The following is a 14,628-nucleotide window of genomic DNA, read 5'->3' on the forward strand; positions in this document are numbered from 1 at the left end:
TTCTGCGCGATTAGCCGCAGGGCTGCAGGCGAACGCTTCGTCCAGCGCTCAGTTGGATTTAACTCGGAGTATGAATTGTGACTCAGGATGCGGAAAAACCGTCTTCGGATGTCATTGCTGGATCGATTGTAGATCACATTCTGAACGGCTTCTTGGATAGACTCGCGTTAGAGGAAGAGCTCGCCCCTATATCGTTCGAATTGAGGCGGGCAATATTGACTGAAAACGACGATAGTGAGCAGCGTTTGAGCGCTGCAATACTCGGTGAGCGCCCGCGATGATCGTAGTTGAAAGGCTTAGGATCTGTGAATTTCGTGGCATTCGTGATTTAACATTGGAATTTGGTGGTCGAAATTTCGTTATTTGCGGGTCCAACGGGACCGGAAAGAGCGGGGTCGTTGACGCTCTCGAGTTTGTACTGACCGGTGCGATATCGCGCCTTAGTGGACGTGGGCGAGGGGAGTTATCGATTAGGTCTCATGGCCCCCACGTCGACTGTAGTGTACCGGATCATGCCTTTGTGGAAGCCGTCGTTCGGACGCCGGCTTCCAACTCGACTATTTCTATCCGGCGCACAGTAAAGGCGCCGAATTCGCCCGAGATTTCCCCTGATACGCCAAGTACGCGGCAAGTCATTACGTATCTCCATAGTCACCCTGAATTTGCATTATCGCGACGCGAAATCACCAACTATGTGTTGGCGGAGCCCGGGCAGCGATCGAAGGCCGTCCAGGAGTTGCTCAAGCTAGATCGAATCAACTCGTTGCGGTTGCAGTTCCAGAAAATAGCGCGCGACGCTGCTGCTGCTGCGAAAAATGCGAATCAAGCGATGCGCTCCGCGGATGATGCGTTAAGTCGCGTTTTCGGTGTTTCGTTCAATAAGTCAACAGCGTTTTTGGGGGCGGTTAATAAGCAGCGAGCGCTTTTGGGGCTGCAGCCGCTTGTCGAGGGGAATATCGGTAATCTAATTGATGGCGTTGTTGTTGCGGCTGCCTATAGTCCTGCTTCGCCGGTGAATAAAGAGGTGCTGGCGACCGATATTGCTGCGCTTCGCAGTATTCAGGAAAAGAGGCTTGAAGTAGATTTTGAGCAACTTAGGATGGCGGCAGTTGAGCGTCTAAAAGGGTTGGTCGATGACGCTCCATTATTGGATGCTGTCCGCCGCGACGATTTTTTGAGGGTTGCTCTAGAATTTTTTGATCGCGAGCACTGCCCTGTTTGCGATACTGATTTCGGTGTTGAGGAATTCATTGGAATTATCGAACGAAAGCGAGCGAAACTTGTTGATGTGAGGGAGCGTAGAGGTATTGCAGAAGAGAAGGTTGCTCAGGTTATCGTCATCCTTGAGCGTGAGCTCGCACTTCTGCGCACTGTCTGGCCTCATGCTAATTCCTTACTCTTGCCCGCGATGAAGGGTGCGATCACCGAGTTTGGCGCCGCAGTAGCGAAGGCCATAGAAACATTACGTGCGTTTCTCCCTCTGCAGTCAACAATCGCAGCGATGGAATCGCTTCCAAGTCCCAACAAACTCGCTGTCGTACTGGATGCGCTTCAATCGGCATGCGCGAGTTTACCTGAGCCTTCGGTGCAGAACGCATCAGCGGGGCTCCTCGGGGTGGCTCAGGAACGGTTGAATGTATTTCGAACGGCTTTGGAGCGACTCACTCAAGCGAATGAGCGAGCGCGAATTGCTCAGCGGGTTAATGCTATTTATCGAGACGAGACAGAATCGGCTCTCGACGCTATCTACGAAAAAGTCCAGTTGCGATTTTCTGAACTTTACAGATTCCTGAATGCCGATGATGAGGGTAATTTCGAAGCTGAGATCAAGCAAGATAAGGCAGGTCTTGATTTGAGAGTCGATTTCTATCGGCGAGGCAAGCATCCGCCAGCCGCTTACCATAGCGAGGGGCATCAAGATAGCATGGGGCTGTGCCTCTACCTGGCGCTCATGGAGCATCTACAAGGGGACAAATTTACGTTCGCGGTGCTCGATGACGTGCTCATGTCAGTGGATGCGGGTCATCGTCGTGAGGTTACCCGTATGCTGAGCGAAAAATTTCCTGGGACCCAGTTTGCGCTAACGACTCACGATGTTGTCTGGCAGAAGTTCATGCAGACATCGGGCCTTGTTGCGGCTAAGAATATTATTCAGTTTCGTAAATGGTCTGTCGATGCGGGGCCTTCTGTTTGGCGCACGGGCGATGTATGGGCAGAGATCGAGGCGGCGAACGCAGACGGAAATATTCTTTACGCGGCTACTCAGCTCAGGAATTACTTGGAATATATTTCGGCAGAAGCTTGTCAGGCTTTCCGTGCTAAAGTAGTCTACAACGCCGATGGTAGATATGACTTGGGCGATCTGCTTGATTCAGCTCTGGTCTGTCTGAAAGATCTGTACTCTGATGTTATCGCATCGCTCGAGACGTGGGGTGTCAAAGAGGCTATCGATTCCGCCAAGGAGCGGAAGCGGAAGTTGGCTGATGCGGTTGCTTCGGCTAGTGTCGAGAGATGGCAAATAAATCCTGTAATTCATTTCAACGAATGGTGTAATCTTTCGTCTCGCGATTTTGCATTAGTTATTGCTGCATACAAAAATCTTATTCATGAGTTGCATTGTTCGGTGTGTGCTGGTTTGGTGGAAGTATCACCGCGGCGCGGGTCTAAAGAGCACCTCCATTGCGCTTGCGGCGCGTTTTCCTTCAGCTTCAAACGCAAACCAAAAACCAAATCAAGTTTGCTTAGCTAGCAGGTTGCCTTTATGGCGTGTCGGTGTCTTGCTTCGATGAGTGAGGTACCTGGGCCGCGACACTTCGCAACCTACTAGCACCCGCGGGTGCTGCAAGCCGTTTGTGGAAATTGTAATTCCGTTGGCGTAAGTAAGCGGAGTCGCGCTCGTTGAATTCGAATGGCTGGCTTGAAAAAATGTTTTTTCGGATTTATGTTCGATATTTTTGTGGACATGATGCGCCGCCCTACGATATAGGAACATATGCCCCGTGCCACCCAGCCCGAGGCCGCTCCTTGAACCCGCGAATCAGGCTGCCCTTTTGTCCAAAAGCACCCTGCTGATTCGGTGCTAAACGTCCTAAATCGGCTAAAGGCGCCTTAGGTTTCGGCCCCTAACCCCCTGGCGCCAAACGATTCCCGCCCGATTCTAAAATTTCTAAACCCGTAGTATCCCGTCTTATCAGCCCCTTAGAGACGGTCCAGGGGCGTCACGCCCCTGGCGGGAGGGGTATGGGGAGGGCAGGGCCCTCCCCATGCACTACGCCCCGACAAACTCCCCGTTCCGCATCAGCGGTTCGACAGCCCCCGTCTTCGTCACCCCGTCGATGTCGATCTCGCCGCTCCCGATCATCCAGTCGATATGGATCAGCGATGCGTTCGCCCCCCGCTCGGCCAGCACCTCCATCGGCACCCCCGCGCTGTCTCGCAGGCAGGTCGTGTAGGCCTGGCCGAGGGCGATGTGGCTTGCGGCGTTCTCGTCGAACAGCGTGTTCCGGAACAGCAGGCCGGATGCGCTGATGGGCGAGGAATGCGGCACCAGCGCCACTTCGCCGAGGCGCGCGGCGCCTTCATCCGTCTCCAGCACCTTGTGCAGCACGTTCTCGCCGCGGCTGGCATGGGCTTCGACGATGCGGCCGCCTTCGAAGCGCACCTGGATCTCGTCGATCAGCGTGCCCTGGTAGGCCAGCGGCTTGGTCGATCGCACTGTGCCTTCCACGCGCAGCTTGTGCGGCGTGGTGAAGACTTCCTCGGTCGGGATGTTGGGGTTGCAGGTTATCCCGTTCTTGGCGGGCTCCGCGCCCCCGGCCCAGAGGTGCCCGTCCGCCAGGCCGATCACCAAATCCGTGCCCGGCCCGCGGTAGCGCAGCTCGGCGTAGTCTTTCTGGTTCAGGAACTTCGTGCGGGCATGCAGCGTCGCGTTATGCGCCGCCCAGCCCGCCACCGGGTCGTCCTGGTCCACCCGGCAGGCCATGAAGATGGCGTCCCAGAGCTTCGCGACGGCCTCGTGTTCCGGCAGGCCCGGGAAGACCTCCCGCGCCCAGCCGGGGGTGGAGGCCGGGACCAGGTTCCAGTTGATGGCGAAGCTGGTGATGAGTTCCAGCGCCGGGCGATAGGCGATGCTCCGCGCCCGGTTGGCGCGGGCCACCTTGGCCGGGTCCTGCCCCGCCAGCAGGGTCGGGTCCTCGCCCACCACCGCCAGGCGCGCCGCGCCGCCGCGGAACGCCGCCGCCATGCCCTCGAACAGCCAGCCGGGGGCCGTGTCGAAGGCGTCGTCGCCGGCGTGGCGGTAGCGCGCCAGCGCCACCTCGTCATCGCCGATCAGCGGCGTCACCAGCGTCGCGCCGGCCTGGTAGGCATGGGCCGCGATGCGGCGCACCAGGGGCAGCGCCTCCACCGGCGCCGTCATCACCACTTCCTGGCCCGGCCGCAGATTGAGGCCGACCCGCACGGCCAGCGCCGCCAGCTTGTCGAGCCGCGTCTCAAACAGGGTCGGGTGGGCTGCGTCGTCAGGCATGGTCGTTCCGTTCTCTAGCTGCGGATGGTGGCATCCGGCGCGGTGGCCGGGATGCGGGTCAGGCGGCGGATCGCGGCGACCACCTCGGGCTGGTCCCAGGCGGCCTCGCCCGTCAGGCGGCCCACCTCCAGCCCCCGCCGGTCGAGGATCAGGGTGGTGGGCAGCACCCGCACCTCCAGCGCCCGCCCCGTGGCGCCGCGGGGGTCGAGCCAGATGCCGAGGTGCCGCAGCCCCGTGCGCTGGTAGAAGGGCTCCACCTGCGCCCGCCCGCCGCGGTCGTTGGACAGGGCCAGCACCTCGATCCCGTCGCGGGCCACCATGGCGTGCAGCCGGTCCAGCGCCGGCATCTCCGCCACGCAGGGTGGGCACCAGGTGGCCCAGAAATTCACCACGAGGCCCTTGCCCCGGAAGGCCTCGAAGCCGGTCACGCGCCCCTCGGCATCGGTGAAGGTCAGCCCCTCCGGCAGCGGCCGGCCCTCCGGCGTCTCGCGGAGGCGCGACAGCCCATGGTCCCCGCCCGCGACCGGTGATAGGGATGCCGCCGCTTGGCGCCCCACCCCCGCCACGAGTAGGGTCGCCCCCGCCGCGCTGCCAAGAAGGCTACGGCGGCCTCGCACAAACCTCTGCACCGAAAGAAACTCCTCCGTGACCGAACCGCGTGCCAGCAATGACCTGTGGGGTGGCCGCTACGCCGAAGGCCCGTCTGCCATCATGCGGGAGATCAATGCCAGCATCGGCTTCGATCGCAAGATGTGGCGCCAGGATATCCGCGGCAGTCTCGCCCACGCAGCCATGCTGGCGCATGTAGGGATCATCGGGGCGGAGGACGAGGCCGCCATCCGCGAAGGCCTGGCCGCCATCGGGAAGGACATCGAGGAAGGCCGCTTCCCCTTCAGCGAATCCCTCGAAGACATCCACATGAACATCGAGGCAAGGCTGACGGAGCGGATCGGGGAGGCCGGCAAGCGCCTGCACACCGGCCGCAGCCGTAACGACCAGGTGGCCCTCGATGTCCGCCTCTGGGTGCGCGACGCGATCGATGGGCTGGACGCCCAGATCGCCGCCGTGATGCGGGAGATGGTGGCGAGGGCCGCGGAGCATGCCGCGACGGTCATGCCCGGCTTCACCCACCTCCAGCCCGCCCAGCCCACGACGCTCGGCCACCACCTGCTCGCCTATGTGGAGATGCTGTCGCGGGACCGCGGCCGCCTCGCCGATGCGCGCCGCCGCCTGAACGAGAGCCCCCTCGGCGCCGCGGCGCTCTGCGGCACCGGCTTCCCGATCGACCGGCACATGACGGCGAAGGCGCTCGGCTTCGATGGCCCCACGCGCAACAGCCTGGACAGCGTGGCGTCGCGCGACTTCGCCGCCGAATTCCTCTTCGCCTGCGCCATGTGCGCCACGCATCTGTCTCGCCTCGCCGAGGAGATCGTGATCTGGACCAACCCCTATTTCGGCTTCATCAAGCTGTCGGACGCCTTCACCACCGGCAGCTCCATCATGCCGCAGAAGCGCAACCCGGATGCGGCGGAGCTGGTGCGCGGCAAGACCGGGCGCATCACCGGGTCGCTGGTCGGCCTGCTGACCGTGATGAAGGGCCTGGCGCTCACCTATTTCAAGGACATGCAGGAAGACAAGGAAGGCATCTTCGACGCGGCGGAGAGCCTGGCGCTGGGCCTCGCCGCCATCGGCGGCATGGTGCGGGACATGCAGCCCCAGGTGGAACGCCTGGCGGAAGCCGCCGGCGCCGGCTTCTCCACCGCCACGGACCTGGCGGACTGGCTGGTCCGCGAACTCCGCTTCCCCTTCCGCGATGCCCACCACGTGACGGGCCGCCTGGTCGCGCTGGCGGAGCAGAAGGGCGTGGACCTCGCCGGCCTCACGCTCGACGACATGAAATTCATCGAGCCCCGCATCCATGAGGGTGTCTTCGGCGTCCTGACCGTCCAGGCCTCCGTCGCGTCGCGCACCAGCTATGGCGGCACGGCGCCGGCGAATGTCGCGGCGATGGCGCGGGAATGGCAGGAGAAGCTCGGATGAAGCGTCTGGCCGGCTGCCTCGCGGTCCTGCTGCTGGCCCTCTCGCTCGGCGCCTGCGGCCGGGCGGGCTCCATCCGCCCACCGGGCCCGCCCGACCAGGTCACGCATCCCCGCGCCTATCCAAGCCGCTAGATCACCGCTACTGATCCAGTGCCAATGTCAACGAACGACACATTGCCCGGTGCCGAGACGGACCTCGCCGCAAGGCGGGGCTACCATCATGGCAACCTCAAGGAATCGCTGCTGGAAGCGGCGCGGCGCCTGGTGGCGGAGCGTGGCCCGAACGGCTTCACCCTGGCGGAGGCCGCGCGCCTCGCCGGCGTCTCGCCCTCCGCGCCCTATCGCCATTTCAAGGACAAGGAAGCGCTGCTGCAGGAACTGGCGCAGCGCGGCTACGCCGAATTCGGCGCCCGCATGCGCGCCGCGGGGGCGGAAGGCGGGCTGGCCGCCATGGGCCCCACCTATCTCCGCTTCGCGCGGGAGGAGCCGGGCTACTACAGCGTGATGTTCGCCTGGCGCCTGCCGAAGGAGGGGGAGGTGGACACCAACAACAGCTTCACCGCCCTCGTCTCCGCCATTTCCCGCGCCGTGCCGGAAGGGGCGGGCAGGGACCATTCGCGCCTGCTCGGCCTGCAGGTCTGGGCCATGTCCCATGGCGTGGCGGGGCTGGAACGCGCGGGCTGGCCGCACCCCTCCTCCGGCGTGCCGACGCCGGAGAAGGTGCTGGGCATGGCGGTGGAGGCCCTGATCCGGCCGCGCTGAGGCCCCTCAGGCCGCCTCGCGCAGCTTCGCCACCAGCGCGCCGAGTTCCTGGCGCAGCGCCTGCCCCTGCCGCCCCACCGCGGCGCTGGTGTCGTGCATGGCGCCCAGGCTCTCCACCGTCTCGGCCACGCCCTCCCGCAGCCGATCGACGCCGGAGGAAACCTCGTTGGTGCCGCGGGCGGCTTCCGCCACGTTGCGCGCGATCTCCCGCGTCGCGGCGCCCTGCTCCTCCACCGCCGCGGCGATGCCGGTCGCGATCTCGCTCGACCGGCCGACGGTCGTGCCGATGATGCGGATCGCCTCCACCGCCTGGCCGGTGGCGGCCTGCATCTCCGCGATCTGGCGGCCGATCTCCTCCGTGGCCTTGGCGGTCTGCGCCGCCAGCGTCTTCACCTCGCTCGCCACCACGGCGAAGCCCTTGCCCGCTTCCCCCGCGCGGGCGGCCTCGATGGTCGCGTTCAGCGCCAGCAGGTTGGTCTGGCCCGCGATGTCGCCGATCATCTTCACCACGTCGCCGATGCGGCCCGCGCCTTCGGCCAGCGCCTGCACGGTGCGGTCCGTGGCGCCCGCTTCCTCCGCCGCGCGGCGGGCGACGCTCGCGGCCTCCGCCACCTGGCGGCTGATCTCCTCGATGCTGGCGGCCATCTCCTCCGCCGCCGCGGCCACGGTCTGGACATTGGCGCTGGTCTGCTGCGCGCCGGCCACCGCTGCTTCCGCATCGCCGCCGGTGCGGCGCGCGGTGGCGGACATGCGCGCCGCCGCCTCATCGAGCCCGGCCATGGTCTCGGCCAGCGCGCCGGCGATGCCGCCCAGGCTGCGCTCCACCTCCTGCGCCAGGGCCCCCTGCGCCTCGCGCCGTTCCGCCGCGGCGCGGCCGCGCATCGCGGCGGCCTCCTCCTCCGCCTGGCGCAGCTTGCGGCCATTGTCGCGCAGCACCACCAGGGCATCGGCCAGCCGGCCGACCTCGTCCCCCGCGCCCGCGCCCGGCACCTCCAGCGCCAGCTCGCCCCGGGCGATGCGGGCCGTGCTGGCGGCGAGCGCATCGAGCCGCCCGGTCACCCGGCGATGGACGATCCAGGTCGCCGCCCCCGCCACCAGCAGCGCCAGCGCCAGCAGCACGCCGGACACCGCGAGCCGCCACTCCGCCGCCGCGATCAGCGTGGCGCTGCGCGCCTCGCTCGCCCGCCCCGCGCCATGCATCACGCCGAGCAGCGTGCCGAGCTGCGGCGTCGTCCGCTCCACATAGGGGCCGACCGCCAGGGAATAGCGCCCGCCCGCCGCACCCTCCCGCAGCAGCTGCTCGGACAGGCCGCGGAACTCCTGGAAATAGGCGCGTTGCGCCTCCGCCATCGCGGCGCGGATGGCCGGATGCGTGTCCGGATCCTCCGCCGGGGCCAGCTTGTCCAGCTGGTCCCACAGCAGGTCCACCCGGGTCCGGCTGGCCATGGCATCCGCCCAGCGATCGGCCGGCACGGGCTGCCCCGCGGCGATGGCGGAGGAGACATGCGACCGTTCCATCCCCGCGGTATCCCGCAGCCGCCACCCGATCTCCTTCACCGAGGCGAGGCGCGCCAGCACCGGATCGGCCTCCGCCGCGTTGTGGGAGGCCGCGAACCACACCCGCAGCGCCGCATTGACGGAGGCGGTGATGGCCGGGATGTAGTCCCGCCGCAGCGCCTCGTCCCGCTGGCCACGCGGCAGGCGAAGCGCCGCATCCGCCCGCTGCCGCATCTCATCCGCGCGCTGCAGCGCCGCGCGCAGGTCGCGCAGCAGCGCCTCCCTGCCCGGGAAGTCGGTCACCTCCAGCCCCGCCAGGCCGGGGGCGAAGTCGGCCGCCACGGCGGCGCGGCGGCGGGCGATCTCGGCCAGCGCGGCCGGGCTGGCCGGCTCCTCCGCCTGCAGCGCGTTGTTGGTCGCCAGGCGCTCCATCAGCACCTCGAACAGCCCGGCGGCGAAGCGATTGGCGGCGCGATCCGCCGCGGCGGCGCTGCGCACCTCCCGCACCACCCTCGTGCTGGTCCAGACCTCCCACGTCATCGCCCCCACGCTGAGCAGCGCGAGGCCGGTCAGGCTGGCGGTCAGCGCCACCCTGATGCTGAGGCCCCGGCGGGGGCGGAGGGCAGCGGGGGGAGGCGTGGTCATCAGGCAGGGTATCCGGTTGGGCGTGACGCGGCGCAGCATGGCAGGCCGCCATGAAGAATCGCTTAGCCGCCCCCTTGCCGCTTGCGCCGGGCCATCGCTGGCGCTATGTAAATGTTACTAACATTCACATAGAGGAGCCGATGATCCCCGCCACCGCCCTTCCGGGCTTCCCGCCCGCCACCGCCGACCGCCCCCGGCGCCACCGCTTCTTCCTGCGCGGCTGGCGGCTGCCCGTGATGATCCTGGGCTTCATCGCCTGGTGGCCGGTCGGCCTCTTCCTCCTCGCCCTGTTCGGAGTGCTCCACGCCATGCCCTGTTCCGCCCGTATCGCCCTCCGGTCCCGCCTGCGGGACCGCATGCCGGCCGTCCTGGCCGGTACGTCCGGCAATTCCGCCTTCGACGAGCACCGCGCTAGCGTGCTGCGGCGGCTGGAGGAGGAACGCCGGGCGCTGGATGCCCAGCAGGCCGAATTCGCCGCCTTCCTGGACCAGCTCCGCCGCGCGCGGGACCGGGAGGAGTTCGAGCGCTTCATGCAGGCGCGCGACGCCCGCGCATGAGGAGAAGGGGCGGGCGGCTTGGCGGAACGACCCCGCGACCCCAATACTGAGGGAATGGCCGCCCTCCCCGCATCCGCCCTTCCGGGCGAAGACCCCACCTTTGCCGAGCTGCTGGCACTCCGCCCGCAGCTCACCATGGACCCCGTCGCCGGGCTGATGATGGAGGGCGTGCCCCTCGCCGCCATCGCCCGCGCCCATGGCACGCCGAGCTGGGTCTATTCCGCCGGCACGCTCCGCCGCCGCCTCGGCCTGCTGCAGGGCGCGCTGGATGCGGCCCGCGCCGACGCCCAGGTGCATTTCGCGGTCAAGGCCAACCCCAACCTCGCCGTGCTCCGCACGCTCGCCGAAGCCGGCGCCGGCGCCGATGTGGTGAGCGAGGGCGAGTTGCGCCTCGCCCGCGCCGCCGGCATCCCCGCCGGCCACATCGTCTTCTCCGGCGTCGGCAAGACACTGATGGAGATCCGGTACGCCCTGGCGGAGGGGATCCAGCAGATCAACGCCGAATCGGCGGAGGAGGTGGAGATGATCTCCGCCATCGCCACCGCCATGGGGGTGGAGGCCCCCGTCGCCCTTCGGGTGAACCCCGACGTGGACGCCAAGACCCACGCCAAGATCACCACCGGCAAGTCGGAGAACAAGTTCGGCATCGCCATCGGCGACGCCCCCGCCCTCTATGCCCGCATGGCGACCCTGCCCGGCATCCGCCCGGTCGGCGTCGCGGTCCATATCGGCAGCCAGATCACCGCCGGCGTCTCCGCCTATCGCGTCGCCTATGGCCACCTGGCCGACCTCGTCCGCGCGCTCCGCGCCCAGGGCCTGGCGGTGGAGCGGGTGGATTGCGGCGGCGGCCTCGGCATCCCCTATCGCGACGAACCGCCGCCATCCCCCGCGGCGCTGGCCGGCGCCATCGCCTCCACCCTCGGCAATCTCGGGGTCGAGCTGATGGTGGAGCCCGGGCGCTGGATCTCCGGCCCCGCCGGCGTGCTGCTCGCCTCCGTCATCCTGCAGAAGACCGGGGCGGAACGGCGCTTCGTCGTTGTGGATGCCGCGATGAACGACCTGGTGCGGCCGGCCATGTACGATGCCTGGCACGGCATCGTCCCCGTCTCCCCCGCCGACTACGTGGCCCCCGTCGCGCCCTGCGACGTGGTGGGCCCGATCTGCGAGACGGGGGACACCTTCACCAGAAATCGTGGCCTTCCGAACCTCGATCCGGGTAGCCTCGTCGCGTTCCTGGATGCGGGGGCCTATGGCGCGTCGATGAGCAGCACCTACAACAGCCGGCCGCTGGCGGCCGAGATCCTGGTGGATGGCGACCGCTTCGCCGTGGTGCGCGAACGCCAGACGCAGGAAGCCCTGCTGGCCGGCCAGGCGCTGCCGGCCTGGATGGCGGGCCCCTCGCAGACGAGCCCGGCGTGACGGGGCGGGACCCGCTCGCCGCACTCCCCCGTCGCCGCGCCCTGGCGCGGCTGGCCCTGGCCTGGGAAAGGCTCTGGCCCGCGCTCTGGCCGCCGCTCGGCGTGCTGGGGCTGTTCCTGACGCTCTCGCTGCTCGGCCTGCCGCTGCTGCTGCCCAACTGGGCGCGGCCGGTCCTGGCCGCCGCCTTCGCCATCGCCTTCGCCTATGCCGCCTGGCGCGGCTTCCGCCACTGGGCCGTGCCGGTGGAGGAGGAGGCCGATCGCCGCCTCGAACGCGCCTCCGGCCTGCCGCACCGGCCGCTGGCCGCGCTGGCCGACCGCCCCGCGGGCGGGGATCCGCTGGCCATCGCGGTGTGGGAAGCGCATCGCCGCCGCGCGGCCGCCTCCATCAGCCGGCTTCGCGTCGGCATCCCCCGGCCGGGCCTGGCGGCGCGGGACCCGATCGCGCTGCGCGCCGCGCTCGGCGTCGCGCTGCTCGCCTCCCTCTTCGTCGCGGGGCCGGAAGCGCCGGAGAGGCTGCGCCGCGCCGTGGTGCCGGGCTTCGCCGCCGCCGCCGCGCCGCCCGCGCTGCGGGTGGAGGCCTGGGTCACGCCCCCCGCCTATACCGGCGCCGCGCCGCTCTTCCTGGACCCCGCCGGCGGCGCCGTGACGGTGCCGCAGGGCAGCCGGCTGCAGGTGGCGCTCTCCGGCGGCAGCGGCGGCGCGCCGGAACTCCAGCTCGGCGCCAATGCCACGCCCTTCCGCGCGCTGGATGGCCGCTCCTGGGGCGCGGAGGCGCAGCTGGACCAGGGCACCCGCCTGGTGATCCGGCGGGAGGGGTTCGAGGTCGCGGGCTGGACCCTGACCGTGCAGGCGGACCAGCCCCCCACGGCGAGCTTCGCCGAACCCCCCGCCCGCGCCGCGCGGGGCCTCGCGCTGCGGCTCTCCTGGCGGACGGATGATGATTGGGGCGTCGCCTCCCTCCACACCGAATTCCGCCTGAAGCCGCGCCCCCAGGCGCCCGCCCATGTGATCGAGATCGGCCTGCCCGGCGGCCAGCCCCGCAGCGCCCGCGGCATCGCCGGCCCCGACCTCTCCGCCCATCCCTGGGCGGGGCTGGAGGTGGAGGTGGTGCTGGTGGCGCGCGACGGCGCGGGGCAGGAGGGACGGTCGGAGGTCGCGACGCTGACCCTGCCGGAGCGCAGCTTCACCCACCCGGTGGCCCAGGCGCTGATCGCGCTGCGCAAGTCGCTCTCGCTCGACCCGACGAAGCGGGCGGAGGCGCGGCAGGAGCTGGACCGCATCGCCGCCGCGCCGGAAGCCTTCGAGCACGACACCACCACCTACCTCGCGCTGCGCAGCGCCCGCCACCGCCTGGTGCGGGACCGGCGCCCCGATGCGGTGGCGGAGGCGCAGGAGATCCTGTGGGAGACGGCCCTCGCTTTGGAGGAAGGCCGCGCCGAGCGCACCGCCCGCGCCCTGGAACAGGCGCGCGCCGCGCTGCGTGAGGCGCTGGACCAGGCGGCGCGGGAGCAGCAGGAGAACCGGGAGCAGAACGCCGAGCAGCGGGCGGAAACCGACCGCCGCATCCAGGAACTCCGCGACGCCATCCGCCGCCACCTGGAGGCGCTGGCGGAACGCCTGCAGCGGGAGAATGCGGAGGCCATGCCCTTCGACCCGCAGAACCGAATGATGGACCGGCGGGAGCTGGACCGGCGGACGGAGCGGATGCGGGAGGCGAACCGCGAGAACCGCCCGCAGGACGCCCAGCGCGAACTGGCGGAGCTGGAGGAACAGCTGCGCGCGCTGGAGGAAGGCCGCACGCCCCGCAACGAGGCCGAGCAGCGCCAGCGCCAGCAGCGCGAACGCGGCCAGCAGCAGATGGGCGTGGTGCAGGACATGGTCCGCCGCCAGACGGAGATGCTGGACAGCGGCCATCGGCGGTCCGAGGCCGAGACCCAGCGGCGGGAGGCCGAGCGCCGCGCCCAGCAGCTGCAGAACCGCGCCCCCTGGTCCCGCCCCAACCCGCAGCAGGAGGAACAGGCCCAGGCCCAGCGGAACGAGGCCGAGCAGGCCGCCCGCGCCGAGGCGAACCGGGAGGCCCGCACCCAGCGCGCGCTGCGCCGGGCGCTGGGCGAGGTGATGCAGCAATTCGGCGACCTGACCGGTGAAGTGCCCCCCCAGCTCGGCCGCGCCGACCAGGCGATGCGGGAGGCGCAGGAGGCGCTGACGGAAGGCCGCGACGCCCGCACCCCCCAGCAGACCGCTATCCGCGAACTCCAGGAAGGCAGCCGCCAGATGGCGCAGCAGATGCAGCGCCAGTTCGGCCAGGGCCAGGAGGGCGAGGAGGAAGGCGAGGGCGAAGGCGAGATGATGGGCGAAGGGCAGGGGGAGGGCCAGGGCCAGGACCAGGCGCAGGACCAGGGCCCGGGCCGCGACCCCCTCGGCCGCCGCACCCGCGAAGCCCCCGGCGCCCAGGACAATGGCAGCGACACCCGCGTGCCGGACGAGGCCGAGCTGCTGCGCACCCGCCGCATCCAGGAGGAGCTGCGCAAGCGCGGCGCCGAACGCGGCCGCCCGCAGGAGGAGCTGGACTACATCGACCGCCTGCTGAAGCGCTTCTGATGGCGGCCAGGGTCATCGCTGTCGCGAAGGATTCCACGCATCGCTTCAGCAAGCAGCCCGCGCCCGCCATCACCCTGCTCGCGGGCCTCGGCGTGGAGGGTGACGCCCATGCCGGCGTCACGGTGAAGCACCGCTCCCGCGTCGCGAAGGACCCGACCGTGCCGAACCTCCGCCAGGTCCATCTGATGCAGGCGGAACTGTTCGACGAACTCGCCGCGGCGGGCTTCAACGTCGCCCCCGCCGCGATGGGGGAGAATGTCACGACGCGGGGGATCGACCTGCTCGCGCTCTCCACCGGCACGCGGCTGCGGCTCGGCGCCGATGCGCTGGTGGAGGTGACGGGCCTGCGCAACCCCTGCCGCCAGATCGATGCCTTCCAGCCCGGGCTGATGCAGGCCGTGCTGGGCCGGGCGGCGGATGGGTCGCTTGTCCGCAAGGCGGGCGTCATGGCGGTGGTGCTGGCGGGCGGCAGCATCGCCGCCGGCGATCCCGTCTCGGTCGAATGGCAACCGCCGGCGTTCCACCCTCTCGCACCCGTGTAGCCCGCGGCGCCGCGCCGGCGCCCTTCCATCGCAGCCGTG

General features: G+C 68.7%; 11 protein-coding genes. 8 read left to right on the plus strand and 3 right to left on the minus strand.

Annotated features, from left to right (window positions below; translation table 11 throughout):
- Nucleotides 1–277: 277 nt before the first annotated feature.
- Nucleotides 278–2,749 carry an ATP-binding protein gene (locus JJI54_RS11615; RefSeq protein WP_203073149.1) on the plus strand — a complete coding sequence of 824 codons (2,472 nt, stop codon included), beginning with the start codon at nt 278–280 and terminating at the stop codon, nt 2,747–2,749.
- Between the two features lie 519 nt (nt 2,750–3,268).
- On the opposite strand, the gene JJI54_RS11620 is transcribed toward JJI54_RS11615, so the two are convergent.
- On the minus strand, nt 3,269–4,525 hold the full coding sequence (locus JJI54_RS11620; RefSeq protein WP_203073150.1) for an aminopeptidase: 1,257 nt from the start codon (nt 4,523–4,525) through the stop codon (nt 3,269–3,271).
- Between the two features lie 14 nt (nt 4,526–4,539).
- Nucleotides 4,540–5,142: a TlpA family protein disulfide reductase gene (locus JJI54_RS11625; RefSeq protein WP_203073151.1), complete on the minus strand. Its 603-nt coding sequence runs from the start codon at nt 5,140–5,142 to the stop codon at nt 4,540–4,542.
- 28 nt (nt 5,143–5,170) lie between these two features.
- On the opposite strand from JJI54_RS11625, the gene argH reads away from it, so the two are divergent.
- From argH to JJI54_RS11635, 3 genes are read left to right on the plus strand one after another with little or no spacing between them, the layout of a single operon-like run.
- On the plus strand, nt 5,171–6,565 hold the full coding sequence (gene argH, locus JJI54_RS11630; protein ID WP_318987489.1) for an argininosuccinate lyase: 1,395 nt from the start codon (nt 5,171–5,173) through the stop codon (nt 6,563–6,565).
- Nucleotides 6,562–6,696, plus strand: a complete 135-nt coding sequence (locus JJI54_RS32660; RefSeq protein ID WP_264177174.1) for a hypothetical protein — start codon at nt 6,562–6,564, stop codon at nt 6,694–6,696. The genes argH and JJI54_RS32660 overlap by 4 nt, the downstream gene beginning before the upstream one ends.
- Nucleotides 6,697–6,720: 24 nt before the next feature.
- Nucleotides 6,721–7,326, plus strand: coding sequence for a TetR/AcrR family transcriptional regulator (locus JJI54_RS11635; protein ID WP_203073152.1), 606 nt, complete (start codon nt 6,721–6,723; stop codon nt 7,324–7,326).
- Between the two features lie 6 nt (nt 7,327–7,332).
- On the opposite strand, the gene JJI54_RS11640 is transcribed toward JJI54_RS11635, so the two are convergent.
- Nucleotides 7,333–9,468, minus strand: a complete 2,136-nt coding sequence (locus JJI54_RS11640; protein ID WP_203073153.1) for a methyl-accepting chemotaxis protein — start codon at nt 9,466–9,468, stop codon at nt 7,333–7,335.
- A 140-nt stretch (nt 9,469–9,608) separates the two neighbouring features.
- Between JJI54_RS11640 and JJI54_RS11645 the strand changes: the two genes are divergently transcribed.
- Genes JJI54_RS11645 through JJI54_RS11660 form a run of 4 tightly spaced genes read left to right on the plus strand, consistent with a single transcriptional unit; the run spans nt 9,609 to nt 14,589 of the window.
- Nucleotides 9,609–10,025: a DUF2852 domain-containing protein gene (locus JJI54_RS11645; RefSeq protein WP_203073154.1), complete on the plus strand. Its 417-nt coding sequence runs from the start codon at nt 9,609–9,611 to the stop codon at nt 10,023–10,025.
- 54 nt (nt 10,026–10,079) lie between these two features.
- Nucleotides 10,080–11,444 carry a diaminopimelate decarboxylase gene (gene lysA, locus JJI54_RS11650; RefSeq protein WP_203073155.1) on the plus strand — a complete coding sequence of 455 codons (1,365 nt, stop codon included), beginning with the start codon at nt 10,080–10,082 and terminating at the stop codon, nt 11,442–11,444.
- Nucleotides 11,441–14,047, plus strand: coding sequence for a TIGR02302 family protein (locus JJI54_RS11655; protein ID WP_203073156.1), 2,607 nt, complete (start codon nt 11,441–11,443; stop codon nt 14,045–14,047). Before lysA ends, JJI54_RS11655 begins: the two co-directional genes overlap by 4 nt.
- A complete protein-coding gene (locus JJI54_RS11660; RefSeq protein WP_203073157.1) occupies nt 14,047–14,589 on the plus strand; it encodes an MOSC domain-containing protein in 543 nt (180 codons plus the stop codon). The genes JJI54_RS11655 and JJI54_RS11660 overlap by 1 nt, the downstream gene beginning before the upstream one ends.
- Nucleotides 14,590–14,628 lie beyond the last annotated feature (39 nt).

Origin of the sequence: Falsiroseomonas ponticola (assembly GCF_016805305.1) — a bacterium.
Classification (GTDB): domain Bacteria; phylum Pseudomonadota; class Alphaproteobacteria; order Acetobacterales; family Acetobacteraceae; genus Falsiroseomonas; species Falsiroseomonas ponticola.

What these genes read in the sequence shown, in the direction of transcription:
- JJI54_RS11615 (WP_203073149.1), top strand. Translation starts at nt 278, where the DNA reads ATGATCGTAGTTGAAAGGCTTAGGATCTGTGAATTTCGTGGCATTCGT.
- JJI54_RS11620 (WP_203073150.1), bottom strand. Translation starts at nt 4,525, where the DNA reads ATGCCTGACGACGCAGCCCACCCGACCCTGTTTGAGACGCGGCTCGAC.
- JJI54_RS32660 (WP_264177174.1), top strand. Translation starts at nt 6,562, where the DNA reads ATGAAGCGTCTGGCCGGCTGCCTCGCGGTCCTGCTGCTGGCCCTCTCG.
- JJI54_RS11635 (WP_203073152.1), top strand. Translation starts at nt 6,721, where the DNA reads ATGTCAACGAACGACACATTGCCCGGTGCCGAGACGGACCTCGCCGCA.
- JJI54_RS11640 (WP_203073153.1), bottom strand. Translation starts at nt 9,468, where the DNA reads ATGACCACGCCTCCCCCCGCTGCCCTCCGCCCCCGCCGGGGCCTCAGC.
- JJI54_RS11645 (WP_203073154.1), top strand. Translation starts at nt 9,609, where the DNA reads ATGATCCCCGCCACCGCCCTTCCGGGCTTCCCGCCCGCCACCGCCGAC.
- lysA (WP_203073155.1), top strand. Translation starts at nt 10,080, where the DNA reads ATGGCCGCCCTCCCCGCATCCGCCCTTCCGGGCGAAGACCCCACCTTT.
- JJI54_RS11660 (WP_203073157.1), top strand. Translation starts at nt 14,047, where the DNA reads ATGGCGGCCAGGGTCATCGCTGTCGCGAAGGATTCCACGCATCGCTTC.